Here is a 17,155-nt window from a genome sequence, read left to right as displayed (position 1 = left end):
CAGGGTGAAGGGCCTAACACCGGGAATATAAGGAGGAGCCTTGACCGACTTGAACACACGAATGCCGTCCGGCAGTGACGTGGCTCAGCGTACGGCCATGAAGCCAGCCTTTAGCAATGATCTACTCGACGCTGTACTGCACCGGGCTAACCTACAACAAGCCTGGAAACAGGTTCGAGCCAACAAGGGAGCGGCGGGTGTCGATGGTATGACCATCGATGAGTTTCCCGCTTGGGTAAAGGCCGGCCACTGGATCGTGGTCGAGCAGTCGATTCGCTCGGGCAATTATCAACCAGCGCCGGTGCGGCGGGTTGAGATCGACAAACCGGACGGGGGCAAGCGCCAGCTTGGTATCCCGACGGTGACAGACCGGGTGATTCAGCAAGCCATTGCCCAGATCCTGATGCCCCTGTTCGGCCCGGGATTTTCAACGGACAGCTACGGCTTCCGTCCGGGCCGGAACGCGCACCAGGCGGTGCGACGAGTGCAAAGCATTCTCAAGGAAAGGAAGCGCTTTGCCGTGGATGTGGACCTGTCGAAGTTCTTCGACCGGGTTAATCATGACCTGCTGATGACGCACCTGGGCCACAAGGTTCGGGACAAGCGCCTACTGGCCCTGATTGCCCGATACCTGCGAGCTGGGATTATCGATAACCAGCTCTATCTGGAGAGTCGGGAAGGTGTACCTCAGGGTGGCCCATTGTCACCTCTGCTGGCTAACATCATGCTTGACCCGCTGGATAAAGAACTGGAACGACGGGGCCATCGGTTTGCCCGTTATGCGGATGACTTCACCATTGTGGTGAGCAGCCGACGCGCGGGCGACCGGGTGCTAGCCAGCATCAGCCACTACCTGGAGCATCGCCTGAAACTGACGGTCAACACGGCCAAGAGCCGCGTAGTCAGAACCAATGACAGCAAGTTCCTGGGCTTTACCTTCAAGGGAACCCAGATCCATTGGCACCCGGACACGTTGCATAAGTTCAAGCAGCGCATCCGGGTACTGACGAACCGGAACTGGGGCGTGTCGATGCACTACCAGCTCTTCAAGGTCAGCCAGTACCTCCGTGGCTGGATCAACTACTTTGGCATTGCCACTGGCTACCAACGCTGCTGCGATCTGGATCATTGGATCCGCCGTCGCGTCCGGATGGCTTACTGGCGACAGTGGCGTAAGCCGCGCACCAAAGTGAGAAACCTGATGAGGCTGGGTGTGCATGTGCAGTCTGCCGTGGCATGTGGCATCACCAGTAAAGGTCCATGGCGCAGCTCCAAAACTCCGGGCATTCAACAGGCTCTGTCGAACGACTACCTGAAGCCGAAGGATTGGTATCGCTTCGCGATGGATGGATCAGGCTTCACCATTCCCGGTGAAACGCCCTGTGCGGACCCGCATGCAGGGTGTTGTGGGGGCTGAGGGTTAGATACCCTCGGCTACCCGATTAAACGTCTCTTTCGGTATAGTTGGATATTAATTTTTCACGTTCGTAGCTTAAGAACTCAGGCTTCTCATGTATTTTTTTGTTGATAATTTCATTTATTACCAAATCTTGATTGAGATCTTTATCTATATACTTTTCTATTTTGTCTATTGCTGACCTTGGTACACCATACTCGGAAAGGATGGTAAGGTTTTCTCTAACAAAGTCACTTTCGATTGAGCTTGCATAAAATGTATAATTTCCCGGCTTTACACCCAGCTCACTGCAAACAAATCTTTGAAGTTCATTTACAACAAGCAACCATTTTGGAATTTTATATTGGAACCAGTGACGCAAAATCTGAAAACTATCTCGTATTGATTCATCGAGTATTTCTTTATCACTCCAACTATCATAGCGTTCAAGCTTTTTCTTATAAACAAAGTTGTTTTTTACTAATTCAATTATGCTTTTATTGATGCCATAGTCAAAAGTAACCTTAACAATTTTTTTCTTTGTCATTGGGTTAACATTTTCGCCTGGCTTTATAAGGTAATCCCAAGCAAGTCCTAAACAATATTCAAGCTGTCTGTATCTTGGGGTGGAATCCCAACATATCAGCTCATAGTTTTCTCTTATGTCTTGTCTGATTCTTGAGATCAGCGCATCTTGGCCTCGAATGTAGAGAGAATTCCTAGAGAAAATCTCCTTCTCGTTTTCTGGAATTTTTGATAAATATTGATATTGTTCACTTTCCTTATCTAGAACGTCCTCATTATTGATATTTATAAGTACTTCATCTGAAATAGGGTTTTGCTCAAAGAAAGGAATATCAATATATATTTGGTCATGCTTGGGTGTTGGATTGAAATTAAAAATTCTACCAACATAATGCTCCATTAAGCGTCCAGCTCTACCTTTAATGTTTGAGTAATCAAAAAAGTCAATTGGAGTATTCCTTCCTTTCTTGTGATCAAAAAAGACTACATTTTTTGCAGTTGTGTTGACACCTTCGATTATTGTTGCTGTACAAAATAGAGTCTTCAATATTCCGCTGTTAAAATAGTCAATGATCGATGATGTTAAGTGTTTCTGTAAAGCACCATCATGAACTCCAATTCTATATTTTAAACAATCAACAAGAGTCCAGTCTTCAGAGACATAGGTTTCTATCCAGTCTATGATTGACAGATCACGATTTCGAGGAGACTCGTTTTTTTCGATCAAGTATTTTAAGAATTCAGCTGATAAATATCTAGCTCTAGATGGGGACGAACAATAGATTATAGTGTTCTGTTCTTTGAGGTCATATAGCAAGTCAAATAATACTCTTTCCTTATACTTTTTCTTTTCTCCTTGCGCACCGAATTTACCTTTATGCTCTTGGTATATATCAATTTCATCACAACCAACTAGGCTATATTTTGTTTTGTAAAAAACAGCATTATACTTTTCTGCAAACCCTTTAGATATTCCCTCTATGTTAGGTCCTAACAGATAAAACTTAGGGTTAAATTTTTCTAGAATATATCTAAATGCATTATTCAAAGAATCCGATCTTTCATCGTCTCTCTTTGAACTTAACTTATAAAACTCGTCAATGATAAGGAAATCAATATCTGGCAAGTTTTGGTATTCGTTAACCCTCTCTGAGGTTAAAAGGAATAAATTACTTTTCTCAGCAGATGCTTCTTGTGAGGTTCTAACTATTATTTTGTAGTTTTCTTGATACTTCGAGAGTTTCTTTCTGGTCTCGTCTAATAGTGCCAACGTTGGTTGTATTACAACAATATTCTTATATTTATAAGATGCAACAATCTCTTCAATGAGCAGACTTTTCCCGAAGCTTGTAGGAGCACTTACAATTACATTCTTATCCGAGTTCAACAAATCGAGAACATATTTTTGTTCTTCGTGAAAATACTTGTCTTCTATGTTTGAAGATAAACTAGCTACTTGTCTGATTCTGGAACTGGTTGATGAAAGCTTTAAGCTTTCTTTTTTTAAGTATGGGTAGAAGCCAATAGATTCTACCACGTCAGCTAGCATTTCATCCAGTGAATTTGAAAACTTTTCTCTTGAATTTAATACGTGAATTAAAATATTAATACCTTCTTCTTCATCTTGAATCAGAGCTGCTGCACAATGACGATAAATATCAAATGTTTCTGAACTATTAAATTCAGTTGCTGTTTGGATTTTCTCTAGTATTACAGTCATTTCTACTCTCCAACAGATTGTAATAGAGAGAGTTTATGGTGCAGTTTTTTCACAAGTGTCTTCTTACACTGGACAGGGAGAAGTATTACTATTATTCGTAATCTTGACTTCAGTGGATGATTGTTTCTGTCATCAAAATACTTTTGTAATTCCCTGATTTTATTCTCATACTCATCAATAAAGCTAGAATTGTCTTCATCATCGTACTTTGAAAACAAGTCGCAACTATATGTGCATAACAATGGAATATAGATTTCGTTTAACTTTTCTTTAAGCTTTGTTGACGATGAGAATAATTTTTTCCAGTGCTCAGACTCTGGCACATTGTCAAAATGTTTTATCTTCTTTGCAATTAAACCAAACTCTGAATCTAAGTAATCAACTTTAAAATGCTCTTCTATGTCCTTTATGAGTTCGCTCAATCCACGCTTCGGATCAAGGTAGAGTTTGGACTCTCCTAGCCAAAGCGTTTTTGATTCTGGTTCAATGTGTACGCAATCAAAGCCATGGACTGTATGACCAAGCGAGTCTTTAAAATATATTTTTGAGAGAAGAGGTATTGTATTGAAGTGATCTCTTAGTATCAAATGAAGAATTAGCTCTCCAAACTCTCCTCTTCTGAGGTACTTATCATCAAGCTCATCGTCAATATGGCCATTATTTTTATAAATATCTCTTACTTTCTGAAATTCATCGATTTTATAAATTGAATTTGCAGCTTCAATGATTTTTTCAAGAGTTTGTGTATTTTCAGTGCTTGTACCCTCATGAAATCCAAATGAAAATTCATGGATTACATTTGTGATTTTTGTTACAAGTTGAGACCACCTATATTTGCTAACTCCATCGTCATCTAAATCAAAACCAACTAGAAAGCTCCTAAGCTTGTCTTCTGATATTTTCGATTCAATTACATTCCTTGAACCGAATGGCCCATTTTCCATATAAATCCCATAATTTTGTTGACTAATGATCTAGAGGTTTTACACAAAGACGTTTAACAGTGGTTAGGTGGAAGTAACTTTCACGGCACAAACGTGACTTCCACAATTCATTCAGCCCCTTTCTGGCCGCTGCAAAAATAACAACTAATAACAATACCTTATGCGTGCCCAGACTCTCCGGCTATGTAATCGCGTGACCTCTTCATTATTGCAATAACACCGCGCCATGCGTTCCTCCGGCTGGTTCGCGAGCCGGCTACCGCAAATAATATTCAACAGTTGAAACCACTCGCACGGTCTTCACCGGGTGCTGTTGCTCAGACACCCCCGGCGCTTGATCCCGGGCCAGTATCTGGAATACACCCTGGTTGGCGCGGCGTAGATCGCCCAACTCGGTTTTCGCATCTTCGGCAAACTGGCTGGCGGCTTCGCGTGCGGAGGCTGTTGCTTCGGCAATCATGGCGGGCTTGATGTCATTCAGGCCGTTAAACAGATAGGTTGGGCCACTTGGGCCGTAGTCTGAAGACAGCACCACGCCGGAATCCACCAGTTCGCTCACGCCCTGTGCGGCCTGGCGAATCTTTTGAATGTCATTGCTGCGCACCATCAGAGTCTGGCTGACGATGAATTTCTGTTCGTTATTGTTGTCCTGGTATGGGTTGGCGCGGGTGTCGGTTACATCAAGGCGCTGCAACTCCACTGAGTTGTCACCGATGGCCTGCAGCTTCAGGAATGCCATGATGGCGTTGCGGCTGTTTCGGGCTTTTTCCTGGGCCTCGCTGAGGCTGGCCCCGGTGGCCACAAATCGAATCGGCCATAAGGCCAGGTCAGCATTCACTTCCCGTTCCGCCACACCCTTCACGGTGACATAGCGATCGCCGGTGCGCAGGTCTGTGAGGCCGCTGCTGATCAGCGAGGCTGAAATAATGGCGCTAACACCCAGGATCAGGGCAGCAATGACTTTCATAAAGTGTCTCCCTCACAAGTTTCTATATTAGGGCGCCGGAACCTTGCAGACATCGCTTTGTGTTCGCGATCTTCGTCAAGGAACTCCTGCGGCAACGGCTGGATGAAGTAGAGGTAGTCGCCTTTTTCCCGGTTTTTCTGCAGAGGCATCTTGCCGGCATCCGCTGGCCATACTACCGGTGAAATCACCGCGACTGAAACACCCGGTGCCCGTTGCCTGAGAAGTGCAACGGTTCCCAGATGCTCTTCACTGTGGAAGGTGCCGGTGGTGTGAATTATCTGTGCGTTGGGGTGTGCTTTACGGGCACTCAGTATGCGATTGGCCATGGTGTTGTCGCGCAGCAATTGAGCTAGATAGGTGTTGTGCATTCGTTCGCTCATGGCGTCGTTTGCTGCGCTGTGGCTGCTGTTAATAGCCGCATTGAATTTTTCCCGGTAGGCGGGGGTGTCCAAAAATGCATCGCTGGGTAACTGTGCGCGTTCGTTGGCTGGCAGCTTGTTCAGGTAGTCCGGTCCTGTACGGCCGACGCAACGCACAATGGCGGCGGGGGCGTTAGCCGCCACTACGGGCAGGCCATGCTGCCGGGCAAACTCCACCAGTGGGCGGTAGGAAGCACGGTAATTATCCCAGGCTCCGCTGTCTTCAATGAACTCGGTTTCGCCGGTTTTGCCACTGAGGTAGGCATCAACGGCAGCTTGGCTGTCCAGGTTGAACTGTTCCATGGACAACACCTGCAGAGGATGCTGGCGATAAAGCGCTGCCTGAATCCGGGATTGCAGCAGATGGGCAGCCTGGTGGCCGTGGTACTCGCCAATAACGACTATATCCGTATGGGCAAGCCTTTGAGCGAGCGCATCCACGCTCAGCTGCGTGCCACTTTTGGCGTCTACCAGCTGAGCCTCGTAAAGGGTTTCTGGTCTCGCGCCTGTGTTGCTTTCACTGGAATGGAATGCGGTGGCACACCCAGCCAGGGTGCCTGTTAGTAGAGCCAGTGCAGTGATGAACAAACTTTTCATGGAAAAATTATATATGATGTAAGGCCTCGCTACTTGTATGTATTCCCAGACACGAGGCCAGTATGCCCCATCGCGCCCATCTTTTTTCTCTCCGGCTTGCCCATGCCTTCCGGGAAGCCTGCATTGACCAGCCGTACAACAGCCGCCGGTTCCTGCGGGACCTTATGGCTGGCGTTACCGTGGGCATTATTGCAATTCCACTGGCCATGGCGTTGGCAATCGCCAGTGGCGTTGCGCCTCAGTATGGTCTTTATACAGCGTTCATTGCCGGTTTTATAATTGCCCTTACCGGTGGTAGCCGGTTCAGCGTTTCGGGCCCCACGGCGGCGTTTGTGGTTATTCTTTATCCTATCGCTCAAACCTATGGTCTCGGAGGGCTTTTGCTCGCCACGCTGATGTCGGGTGTGCTGTTGGTCATTATGGCACTCATGCGGCTGGGACGTTTCATCGAATACATTCCTGAGTCGGTCACCCTTGGTTTTACCAGCGGCATTGCCGTGGTGATTGCAACTCTGCAGGTGAATGACTTTTTTGGCTTGTCTGTTGAGAGCATGCCGGAGCACTATTGGGACAAGCTGGCGGTGCTGGCGCAGAGCTTTCCTGCGCTGGATAGTATGAGCGCTTTGGTGGCCTTGGTTACGCTTGCGATCATGCTGATCTGGCCACGGCTCAGAACCCCGGTTCCGCCGCACCTGCCAGCTGTGATTGTGGGTAGTCTGCTTGCCATATGGTTAAACGCCAATGGTGCCTCAGTGGATACGATTGGGTCGCGCTTCAGCTATTTGTTGCCTGGTGGTGCCACGGGTGCAGGCATCCCGCCGTTTTTGCCGGAATTTGCCTGGCCTTGGCAGCAGGCGGATGCTAGTGGTAACGCCCTCGGATTTTCCTGGAGCATGGTGCGGGAACTCTTACCGGCAGCCTTTGCCATTGCCATGCTCGGCGCGATCGAATCCCTGCTCTGTGCTGTAGTGCTCGATGGCATGACCGGCAAACGACACAGCGCCAACAGCGAACTGATGGGGCAGGGGTTGGGTAATATTATTGTGCCGTTTTTTGGGGGCATTACTGCAACAGCCGCCATTGCACGCTCTGCGGCCAATTACCGTGCAGGTGCCGAATCCCCGGTTGCCGCCATGATTCATGCCATCGTCGTGCTGCTGGCCCTGGTATCGCTGGCGGGCATTCTGGCCTATTTACCCATGCCTGCCATGGCAGCCTTGTTGATTATGGTGGCCTGGAATATGAGCGAAGCACCCAAGGCGGTGCGCCTGCTGAAAACAGCGCCACGCAGCGATGTGTGGGTCTTCCTCACCTGTTTTTCCCTCACTGTGGCACTGGACATGGTTATTGCCATTACCACCGGCGTTCTGCTGGCGGCGGTGCTATTCATGCGTGAAATGGCAGAGATGACCAAGGTTACAGACATCACTACCGGTAAACGGGTCAGTGATGAAAACTTGCCTGCAGGATGGCGGGTATTTAAAATCAATGGCCCGCTGTTTTTCGCAGCGGCGGACCGTATTTTTGGCGAGCTTGCGGAGCTGTCCCGCAACGTTGAGGGAATCATTCTGTATATGGATGGGGTTACCGTTCTGGATGCTGGTGGCCTGTCTGCCCTCAACAAACTGATTGCAACCTGCCAGAAAGACGGTACTCGTATTGTAATTGCCGACCTGCAATCCCAGCCTCAGCGCGCGCTCGCACGAAGCGGCCTTGGGCCGGTGGAGGGCGTTTTGCAGTTTACGCCCACTCTGCGGGAAGCCCTTGAACTGCCTTTGCTATCCATGGCTAAGCAGAACCCAACGCTCACGGGAGCCCAGACATGAAAAAAACCGCCATATTGCCGTTTCGCGTGGTTGATCGAGTAAAGTTTATTGTTGAACGTCAGTTGGTGAAGGGCGCCGGCTTCCAGCTGCTGGTGGTGGGTATTTTTATTGGTTTGATCTCGTTGATCGGTGGGCTTTTGGTGGTCCCCCAAGGCGGTGACTTCGATGATCCTGGATCGGCCGTCTGGTGGGCATTTCTGCGCCTGACGGACCCTGGTTATCTGGGTGACGATGTGGGCACCTGGCAGCGGTTTGTTTCAACGCTCCTGACCATCAGCGGTTATGTGGTGTTCATGGGCACTCTGGTGGCCATTCTTACCCGCTGGCTGATTGCCAAAATGGCAGAGCTTGAGCGTGGGCTTACGCCGGTTACCCTGAAAAAGCACGTAGTGGTGCTTGGTTGGACCAGCCAAACACTGCCTTTGCTTTCCGAGCTGCTGGGCTCATCCGGGCGTATGCGCCGATTCCTGGAAAAACATGACACCCAGAAGCTTAATCTGGTGGTGCTATCGGAAGAGGCTTCTGCGGAACAGGTCCATGAACTGCGTAATGAACCCGGCATCGGGCGCCGCGCCCGGCAGATAATCCTGCGTTCCGGCTCCGCCATTCAGCCGGATGCCTTGCACCGGGTCGCCTGCCTTGATGCAGCAGCGGTGATTGTGCCCAGTGCCGTGTATGCAGCGGGAAGCTTGATAACCTCGGATGTGGAAACCGTTAAAGCCTTGTTGTCGATTGCCGCCCAGGCCAGACAGTACCAGGCACCCCTGCCATTTGTAGTGGCCGAGATTCAGGATATCCGCAAGCTTCCAGTGGTTGAGAGGGCTTATCCCGGGCCTATTGAGGTGGTCGCAGGCAATGCGACTATAAGCCGTCTTATGGTGCAAAATGTGCTGCATCCCGGCCTGTCTGAAATTTATAACGAACTGCTCACAGCGGGTGAAGGTAACGAGATTTATGTTCGCGGTGGGGAAACAGTGGCGGGTCTGTCTCTTGGTGAGTTGGCCGCTGAGCGCCCGAACGTAATCATTCTTGGGTTGCTTCGTAGCAGTGAGCAGGGGTGGGATATCCGTTTGGCTGCTCCTTCTGATACTTGCATAGAAGCTGAGGACAGGGTCGTTATGATGGCCCGGGATTATTCCGAAACAGATGCGGATCCAAAAGCCGAGGCATTACCCCGTATAACCCGTGGAGAAGCGAAACGCTCTGTGCGCGGCGAAGGGCTGGAGGGGCATCGTATTCTGTTGCTTGGTTGGAATCGCAGGGTGCCCAGCCTGATGGCCGAGTTCGCCAGTTATGGCCCCGGGCAACCCCTGCTGGATCTTGTTTCTGTTGTGCCAGTGTCTGAACGTGAGCAAGCGCTCAGCCGTTATGAAAAACACAAGCTTCTTGATACGTACAGCCATATCGAAGCCGACTATATGGTTGAGGATGAATTGCGCCGGATCAACCCTGCGAGCTACGACACGATTATACTTCTCAGTAGTGATCGATTGGCCTCTGGGGAAGAGGCCGATGCACGGACCATGGTGGGCTATCTCCAGCTTGAAGACATACTGGCAGAGTCGCCCGGGCGCCCGCAGCTGATTATGGAGCTTAGCGATCCGGACAATCGCCAACTGCTTTACGGTCACCAGAGTGAGGTGCTCATCAGCCCGATGATACTCAGTCACATTCTGGCGCAGGTGGCTTTGCGCCGGGAACTCAGAGCGGTACTGGACGAGCTGTTTACAGTAGGCGGCGGTGAAATCAGGTTCAGCAATCCTGATGACTATCCGCTGCCAGCGAGTGCCGACTTCCATGTGCTGGAAAAGGTGCTGGCAGCTGAGGGTGAAGTGGCGCTTGGAGTTTTTCGTGCTACCGCAGATGCCCGCGGCAGGCATCTGCTCCTGAATCCTCCGCGCAGGCAATATCTTGAGTTGCAGCCTGGGGATCGGCTGGTTGTGCTGTGCCAGTCCTGAAACCTTGTTCGATAAAGCAGTTATGCTGAGCATTCATAAGATAAATGCTGAAAATACATCATATAAATTTCAATTATAAGTTCTGGGCCATTAAAGTACTGCCAACGCTGACAACCAGCTCGGTGTTTTGCCCGGGCTCAAATCATTAACCCCCTTCATCAACACACAAAGGATCGAGACCATGCCATACGCACAAGACGTCGATACTATTGCTTCCATCGTGAAGCAAAACCCGACCTGGCACGCGATTAACCCTAAGCACGCTGCTCGCATGCGCGCCCAGAACAAATTCAAGACTGGTCTGGACATCGCCAAGTACACCGCGAAGATCATGCGTGAAGATATGGCTGCTTACGACGCCGACTCTTCCAAGTACACCCAGTCTCTGGGTTGCTGGCATGGCTTTATCGGCCAGCAGAAGATGATTGCTATCAAGAAGCACTTCGGTAACACCAAGCGTCGCTACCTGTACCTGTCTGGCTGGATGGTTGCTGCTCTGCGTTCTGAGTTTGGCCCACTGCCTGACCAGTCCATGCACGAGAAGACTGCTGTTCCTGGTCTGATTGAAGAGCTGTACACCTTCCTGCGTCAGGCTGATGCATGGGAACTGAACCACTTGTTCCGTGATCTGGAAGCTGCTGAAAAAGCTGGCGACAGCGCCAAGGCTGCTGAGCTGGTCAAGCAGATCGACAACCACGAAACTCACGTTGTACCGATCATTGCTGACATCGACGCTGGTTTCGGTAACGACGAAGCAACTTACCTGCTGGCCAAGAAGATGATCGAAGCGGGTGCTTGCTGCATCCAGATCGAAAACCAGGTTTCTGACGAGAAGCAGTGTGGACACCAGGACGGTAAAGTAACCGTTCCTCACGCCGACTTCCTGTCCAAGATCAACGCTGTTCGCCTGGCGTTCCTTGAGCTGGGTGTGGATGACGGTGTTATCGTTGCTCGTACCGACTCTCTGGGTGCTGGCCTGACCAAGCAAATCGCTGTAACCAACGAGCCGGGTGACCTGGGTGACCAGTACAACAGCTTCATCGATGGCGAGTACATCGAAGATGCTTCCCAGATCGAGAACGGTGACGTTGTAATCAAGTCTAACGGCAAGCTGCTGAAGCCCAAGCGTCTGGCTTCTGGCCTGTTCCAGTTCAAAGAAGGTTCTGGTGAAGATCGTGTTGTTCTGGACTGCATCACTAGCCTGCAGAACGGTGCAGACATGCTGTGGATCGAGACTGAGAAGCCTCACGTTGGTCAGATCGCTGCCATGGTAAACCGCATCAAGGAAGTTGTTCCCGATGCCAAGCTGGTTTACAACAACAGCCCGTCCTTCAACTGGACTCTGAACTTCCGTCAGCAGGTGTTCGACGCCATGCAGGAAGAAGGCAAGGATGTATCTGCTTACGACCGCGCCAAGCTGATGAGCGCAGAATACGACAACACTGAGCTGGGCAAGCTGGCTGACGAGTGGACTGCTAACTTCCAGCGCGACGCTGCGCGTGAAGCGGGTGTATTCCACCACTTGATCACTCTGCCGACTTACCACACTGCGGCTCTGTCTACCGACAACCTGGCCAAAGGCTACTTCGGTGCTGAAGGCATGCTGGCCTACGTTAAAGGCGTACAGCGTGAAGAGATCCGTCAGGGCATCGCTACTGTTAAGCACCAGGATATGGCTGGATCTAACATCGGTGATGACCACAAGGAATTCTTCGCAGGTGATGCTGCGCTGAAAGCCGGTGGTGCCGACAACACTATGAACCAGTTCTAAGAGAACAGTTTGTAGCAGGGTTATAGCACCCTCACTCCCGGGCTTGTTCCGGGAGTACAAAACCCCGCAACTGGAAACAGTTAGCGGGGTTTTTGTTTTGGGCTTTGTTATATTCTGTTGATCATCCATTAACAGGAGTTCGCCCCTTGAGTATCGAGCAAGGCATTGTGTTTGCGGTACTCGGAATCACCCTCGCCATGTTTGTGTGGAACCGCATCCGTTTTGATGTGGTGGCTATGCTTGCCCTGCTTGCGGTTGCCATATCCGGACTGGTTCCCACCGAAGAGTTGTTTGCGGGGTTTGGTCATCCCGCCGTGATTACGGTGGCTGCTGTTCTTGTGATCAGCCAGGGGCTGGTGAATGGCGGTGTGGTGGACAACATTGCGCGTCTACTGGGAAAAATTGGCCACCGGCCTACACTTCAGGTACTCACGCTGACCAGCGTAGTGGCGCTTTGCTCCGGCTTTATTAACAACGTAGGCGCGCTGGCGTTATTGATGCCGGTAGCCATCTGGATGTCCCGGGAAGCAGGGCGTTCGCCTTCACTGCTGTTGATGCCTCTGGCCTTCGGGTCATTATTAGGCGGCACCATGACCCTTATTGGTACACCGCCCAATATCATCATTGCTTCGTATCGTGAGAGCGGAACCTTCGGGTTGTTTGATTTTGCACCTGTCGGTGTAGCAATTACGCTGGCCGGGATCGTCTTTATTACCCTGATTGGCTGGCGTCTTACCCCGCGCAGGGAGGAGGCTTCTGCGAATGCCAAGCTGTTCAGCGTTGGCGAATATCTGACAGAGCTTCGTCTGCCGAAAGATTCAAACCATGCGGGCTCAACGTTGCACAGCCTTTTGGCAGCAGCAGAAGATGAAGCAGACATTGTTGTTCTCGCCCTGATTCGCGATGAGAAGTTACAGGCAGTTCCGTCTACCTATAAAATCCTGCATGAAGGGGATGTGCTGCTTGTAGAAGCCGACACCTCCAGTTTGCAGGTGTTTCTCGACAAAACGAAGCTTGAACTGGCGAATCAGGCTGTTGAAGATGAAGGCGCAGACGACGCTGAAAAAAGCAAAGATAAAGTCATTGGCGATGCCAGCGAGGGTAATGGCAAGAACGTTGAAAAAGACGATGAAAAGGCAGCAGCCCGGATAGACAAAGGCGAGCTGTATCTGGTGGAAGCCGTTATCGCCCCGGAGTCTTCTCTGGTGGGGCAAACCGCTAACCGGCTGAGATTGCGGGAGCGTAACCAGCTCAACATTGTTGCCGTAGCGCGGCTGGGGCAACGGCTCAAGCGGCGCATTGGTGACATCAGGTTCAATGCGGGAGACATATTGCTGGTGCAGGGCTTTGAGGATTCGCTGGGTGGCACCCTGGCAGAGCTAGGTTGCCTGCCATTGGCTGAGCGAGGGTTAAAGCTTGGCTCTCCCCGCAACACTGCGATGGCTTCCGGCATCTTTCTCGTCAGTATTGCAGTTATTGTGGCTGGCCTGCTATCTGCCCCCGTTGCTCTGGTTGCGGGTGCCGTGGCAATGGTTCTGGTGAAGTTGATGTCTGCTTCTGAAGCCTACAAGGCGATTGACTGGTCTGTGATCGTTCTGCTCGCGGCCATGATACCGGTCGGCCAGGCGATGGAATCCACCGGCGGAGCAGCTTTGATAGCGTCACAAATGCTGGTGCTGGGTGAAAATCTGTCGATTGCTTCGGTGCTGGCCATGATACTGGTGGGCACAACACTGTTATCCAACGTAGTAAATAATGCCGCCGCCGCTATTGTGGTTGCGCCGATTGCCCTGAGCCTGGCCAGCGAATTACAGATGCCATCTGATGCCGTTTTGATGGCGGTTGCGGTTGGTGCCTCGTGTGCGTTCATGACACCAATAGGGCACCAGTCCAACGCGCTGGTAATGGAGCCGGGGGGCTACGAATTTGGCGACTACTGGCGCCTGGGATTGCCCCTGACAATCATAGTAACCATTGTTGCCGTGCCAATGATTATGCTGGTCTGGACCTGATCCTGTGAAAACGAAACAAGCTTGAGGAATCATGATGGAGGCAAAGCCAATGCACAAAGCTGAATTGCTGGCAGAGCTTGAGAACACGCGAAAGCGAACGCGGGAGCTCATTACATCGCTGGGCGAACAACAGCTTGATGTGCCATATCACCCAGGTGTTAATCCACCACTGTGGGAAATGGGCCATGCCGTTTTTTTCTATGAAGTGTTTGTGTTCAATCTTCTGGACGGCGACGCCAGTTTTGACCCTTCCATGGACGATCTGTGGGACTCGTTTCATATTGATCATCCGGATCGGTGGCGCCGGGACATGTTTCCCGGCCTTGAAAAGACCCTGGCCTACTTCGACCATGTGTACGAAAAAATGGCCCAGCGCATTGAACAAGCACAACTGAGCGATCAGGAGGTCTACCTGTTTCGCTACGCCATCTATCACCAGAATATGCACATAGAGTCGTTGGTATGGTGCCGCCAGACTGTTGGGTACGCGTTACCACCCGGGGCAACCTTTGAGCGCCCGGCGCCGGGTGAGATGTCTGCCAACCCAAAGCAATCGGATGCCTTGGTTCCAGCCGGCGATTGGCTGATAGGCATGCCGGGAGATTCCGGGCACTACGCAACGGAGGATTTTGCGTTCGATGCCGAAAAGCCTCGCCATGTTGTGAGCCTGAATGAGTTTGCGATATCCAGGTGCCTGGTGAGCAATTATGAGTTTATGGGGTTTGTTGAAGACGGCGGTTACCAAAGGCCCGAGCTCTGGTCCTTTGGTGGTCAGAAATGGCTGCGAACGGAAGTTGATATGGCGCTGGCTCAGGGCATGCCAGAACCAATGCTGCAAACGCCAAAGCATCCGGTTTATTGGCGCCTCTTCGAAGGCCGGTGGCGAGAGCGTCTGTTCGATAAATGGCAACCTCTGAACCCCGATGCGCCAGTTTCCCATGTGACTTATTGGGAGGCCGAAGCCTATTGCCATTGGGCGGGGCGGCGGTTGCCTACAGAGCAGGAGTGGGAAGTGGCGGCGCTTGGCAATCGCAGCGGTGAGGAATTTCGTAAATTCCCCTGGGGTAATGAACTGCCGGATTCCAGGCGCGCTGATATGAACGCGAGCGGCATGGCCCAGAACCCGGTGGCGGATTATCCTGATGGCGCCAGTCCTTTCGGCTGCCGGCAGATGATCGGCACCCTATGGGAGTGGACCAGTAGTCAATTTCTCCCCTACGACGGCTTTCGCATCGACATGTACCCATTCATGTCCACGCTTCAGTTCGGGGATCACAAGGTCAGCCGTGGAGGCAGTTGTGCCACGTCATCCAGTCTCATTCGTGGTACCTACCGTCAGGCGTACCTGCCGCAGAGAAACGATGTATACACGGGCTTCCGGACCTGTGCCTTGAGCTGAAGCAGGCCTCAGCTCGCCTTGTCTGAAACCGGCGCGGGCATGGTGCCCGGGGAGCGTTCAAGAAGATGACTGGCCAGAGCCACACCTGTCTCACTCATGGTGAGATAGGCCTCGTCAGCGCCGGCTTCGCAAATGCTCCTGGCTTCGTCTTCGAACATGGAATGGGCAACAATGTAGCCAGTAAAACCGTATTTGCGTAACTTTTTGGCGGCGATCAGTTTTGCTTCTATATCGCTCATCGCAAGAATGACAGCATCCACCGCTGGCATGTGCAGCGCTTCCCAAAAGGTTTTATCTTCCGCATCGGCATAAACCACATTCCGCCCCTGCTTCTGATGGCGCATCACTTTTGCAAGGTCGGAATCCAGCCCCATCAGTCTTGCCTCTGAGGTTTGCAGCCAATCATAAGCCGCCGTGCCTGTACGCCCCATGCCCATCACAAGAACCCGGGTGTCACCTAAAGAGATGGGTAGCTCATCTGGGTGCCGTTGTTTGCTCTCGAAGGGCACAAGCCGATTGCTCAGCCGGTCGTATATTGGGTGAGCAAGCCGGTTCAGTGGTGCGGAGATAAGGAAAGAGAGGGCAACCGTAATGGCCAGAGGTACCAGCCACTCCGGCAGCGCAATGCTGGCAACGATCAGCCCGAATTCACTGTAGTTGGTGAGTGCCAACGCTGTCAGAAAGCCACTGCGGGCGCGCAGGCGGAACAGCAGCATCAGGAAGAAGAACAGAATGCCCTTTATGGGCAGTACCAGAGCGGCCACCACGGCAAAAATAATGGCATTGGTATCCGGCAGACCGCCTATGCCGATCTGCAGAAAGAAACCGACCAGGAAGATTTCCTTCACGCTCCACAGGGATTTCGCCAACTCCTGGCTACGAGGATGGTTAGCAAGAATGGCACCGAATACCAGAGCGCCCAGTTCCGAGCTAAGCCCGACGGACTGAAAGCCCAAACCGCCGATAACCAGAGCCAGCAGTAGCCCCAGAAGAACCAACAGTTCATCGTGCCCACTGGCGTCCAGCAATTTGTACAGCAGCGGCCGCAGCAGCGGCAAGCCAAAGACAATCAGTGCCCATTCCGAAGGTGTCTGGCCTGCCGCCAGGCTCATAACCAGCAGCGCAATCAAATCCTGCATGATCAGAATGCCGATGGATACCCGGCCGTGAAAGGCTCTGAGCTCGCGCTTGTTTTCCAGCACCTTGGCGGCCAGCACTGTCGATGAGAAAGACAGGGCAACTGCCAGCATAAACGCTACGTACCAGCTTATGTCCATCAGCAAGTAGAGCCCCGGGGTAAACACGAAGCAGGTGATGGCAAAGTGCAGAAGACTGCCGCCTATGACTTCCGGGCTGATAACCGACTTGAGTTTAAGCTTGAGGCCCACGGTGAACAGCATGAGCAAAACGCCCAGGTGAGCTATATGTGCCAGTACCGCTGTGGGTTCTGCAGAAATGCCAATAGATGGGCTGGAGGCAAGGCCACTGAGCACAAAGCCGGCTGCCAGATAGCCTACCAGTGGTGGCAGGCCGACAGACTTGATCAGAAGGCCAAGACCGAATGCAAAAGATATCCAGATAGCTTCAGGCATGGGAGGTTCTTTAAGGGAGAAATTAGCTT

The 17,155-nt window shown here is 51.3% G+C and carries 11 protein-coding genes; 6 read left to right on the top strand and 5 right to left on the bottom strand.

The genetic code is table 11. The features are described from left to right. The first annotated feature begins 40 nt into the window (after positions 1 to 40). Complete coding sequence (gene ltrA, locus FE848_RS07480; RefSeq protein WP_227715223.1) at positions 41 to 1,417, top strand: group II intron reverse transcriptase/maturase; 1,377 nt, start codon at positions 41 to 43, stop codon at positions 1,415 to 1,417. Positions 1,418 to 1,442: 25 nt separating this feature from the next. Here the strand turns inward: ltrA and FE848_RS07475 are convergent, their stop codons facing one another. From FE848_RS07475 to FE848_RS07460, 4 genes are all read right to left on the bottom strand, one after another. Beyond that, positions 1,443 to 3,641, bottom strand: a complete 2,199-nt coding sequence (locus FE848_RS07475) for a DEAD/DEAH box helicase (protein ID WP_200202178.1) — start codon at positions 3,639 to 3,641, stop codon at positions 1,443 to 1,445. Between the two features lie 2 nt (positions 3,642 to 3,643). Beyond that, positions 3,644 to 4,585, bottom strand: a complete 942-nt coding sequence (locus FE848_RS07470) for a DUF1837 domain-containing protein (protein ID WP_200202177.1) — start codon at positions 4,583 to 4,585, stop codon at positions 3,644 to 3,646. A gap of 256 nt (positions 4,586 to 4,841) precedes the next feature. Then, a complete protein-coding gene (locus FE848_RS07465) occupies positions 4,842 to 5,552 on the bottom strand; it encodes an SIMPL domain-containing protein (RefSeq protein WP_200202176.1) in 711 nt (236 codons plus the stop codon). Next, on the bottom strand, positions 5,549 to 6,568 hold the full coding sequence (locus tag FE848_RS07460) for a ChaN family lipoprotein (RefSeq protein WP_200202175.1): 1,020 nt from the start codon (positions 6,566 to 6,568) through the stop codon (positions 5,549 to 5,551). Before FE848_RS07460 ends, FE848_RS07465 begins: the two co-directional genes overlap by 4 nt. Before the next feature lie 62 nt (positions 6,569 to 6,630). Here FE848_RS07460 and dauA point away from each other — a divergent pair, with 62 nt between their 5' ends. The 5 genes from dauA (at position 6,631) to senA (ending at position 15,534) form a co-directional block, all read left to right on the top strand. Next, the gene (gene dauA, locus FE848_RS07455) at positions 6,631 to 8,394 is read left to right on the top strand and encodes a C4-dicarboxylic acid transporter DauA (protein WP_200202174.1); all 1,764 of its coding nucleotides are present in this window, start codon (positions 6,631 to 6,633) and stop codon (positions 8,392 to 8,394) included. 11 nt (positions 8,395 to 8,405) lie between these two features. Next, entirely contained in the window at positions 8,406 to 10,352 is a 1,947-nt protein-coding gene (locus tag FE848_RS07450) for a CASTOR/POLLUX-related putative ion channel (protein WP_200202458.1), read from the top strand. Positions 10,353 to 10,533: 181 nt separating this feature from the next. After that, positions 10,534 to 12,123 (top strand): isocitrate lyase, encoded by a 1,590-nt coding sequence (locus FE848_RS07445; protein ID WP_200202173.1) that lies wholly within the window; start codon positions 10,534 to 10,536, stop codon positions 12,121 to 12,123. Between the two features lie 146 nt (positions 12,124 to 12,269). Further along, on the top strand, positions 12,270 to 14,135 hold the full coding sequence (locus FE848_RS07440) for an SLC13 family permease (RefSeq protein ID WP_200202172.1): 1,866 nt from the start codon (positions 12,270 to 12,272) through the stop codon (positions 14,133 to 14,135). Positions 14,136 to 14,184: 49 nt separating this feature from the next. Then, positions 14,185 to 15,534, top strand: a complete 1,350-nt coding sequence (gene senA, locus FE848_RS07435) for a selenoneine synthase SenA (protein ID WP_200202171.1) — start codon at positions 14,185 to 14,187, stop codon at positions 15,532 to 15,534. An 8-nt stretch (positions 15,535 to 15,542) separates the two neighbouring features. Here the strand turns inward: senA and FE848_RS07430 are convergent, their stop codons facing one another. Beyond that, positions 15,543 to 17,126 carry a cation:proton antiporter family protein gene (locus tag FE848_RS07430; protein ID WP_200202170.1) on the bottom strand — a complete coding sequence of 528 codons (1,584 nt, stop codon included), beginning with the start codon at positions 17,124 to 17,126 and terminating at the stop codon, positions 15,543 to 15,545. Positions 17,127 to 17,155 lie beyond the last annotated feature (29 nt).

It is taken from the genome of Marinobacter sp. 1-3A (genome assembly GCF_016597775.1).
Classification (GTDB): domain Bacteria; phylum Pseudomonadota; class Gammaproteobacteria; order Pseudomonadales; family Oleiphilaceae; genus Marinobacter; species Marinobacter xiaoshiensis.
This window is presented reverse-complemented; position numbering and strand designations above follow the sequence as displayed.

What these genes read in the sequence shown, in the direction of transcription:
- FE848_RS07475 (WP_200202178.1), bottom strand. Translation starts at nt 3,641, where the DNA reads ATGACTGTAATACTAGAGAAAATCCAAACAGCAACTGAATTTAATAGT.
- FE848_RS07470 (WP_200202177.1), bottom strand. Translation starts at nt 4,585, where the DNA reads ATGGAAAATGGGCCATTCGGTTCAAGGAATGTAATTGAATCGAAAATA.
- FE848_RS07465 (WP_200202176.1), bottom strand. Translation starts at nt 5,552, where the DNA reads ATGAAAGTCATTGCTGCCCTGATCCTGGGTGTTAGCGCCATTATTTCA.
- FE848_RS07460 (WP_200202175.1), bottom strand. Translation starts at nt 6,568, where the DNA reads ATGAAAAGTTTGTTCATCACTGCACTGGCTCTACTAACAGGCACCCTG.
- dauA (WP_200202174.1), top strand. Translation starts at nt 6,631, where the DNA reads ATGCCCCATCGCGCCCATCTTTTTTCTCTCCGGCTTGCCCATGCCTTC.
- FE848_RS07445 (WP_200202173.1), top strand. Translation starts at nt 10,534, where the DNA reads ATGCCATACGCACAAGACGTCGATACTATTGCTTCCATCGTGAAGCAA.
- senA (WP_200202171.1), top strand. Translation starts at nt 14,185, where the DNA reads ATGCACAAAGCTGAATTGCTGGCAGAGCTTGAGAACACGCGAAAGCGA.
- FE848_RS07430 (WP_200202170.1), bottom strand. Translation starts at nt 17,126, where the DNA reads ATGCCTGAAGCTATCTGGATATCTTTTGCATTCGGTCTTGGCCTTCTG.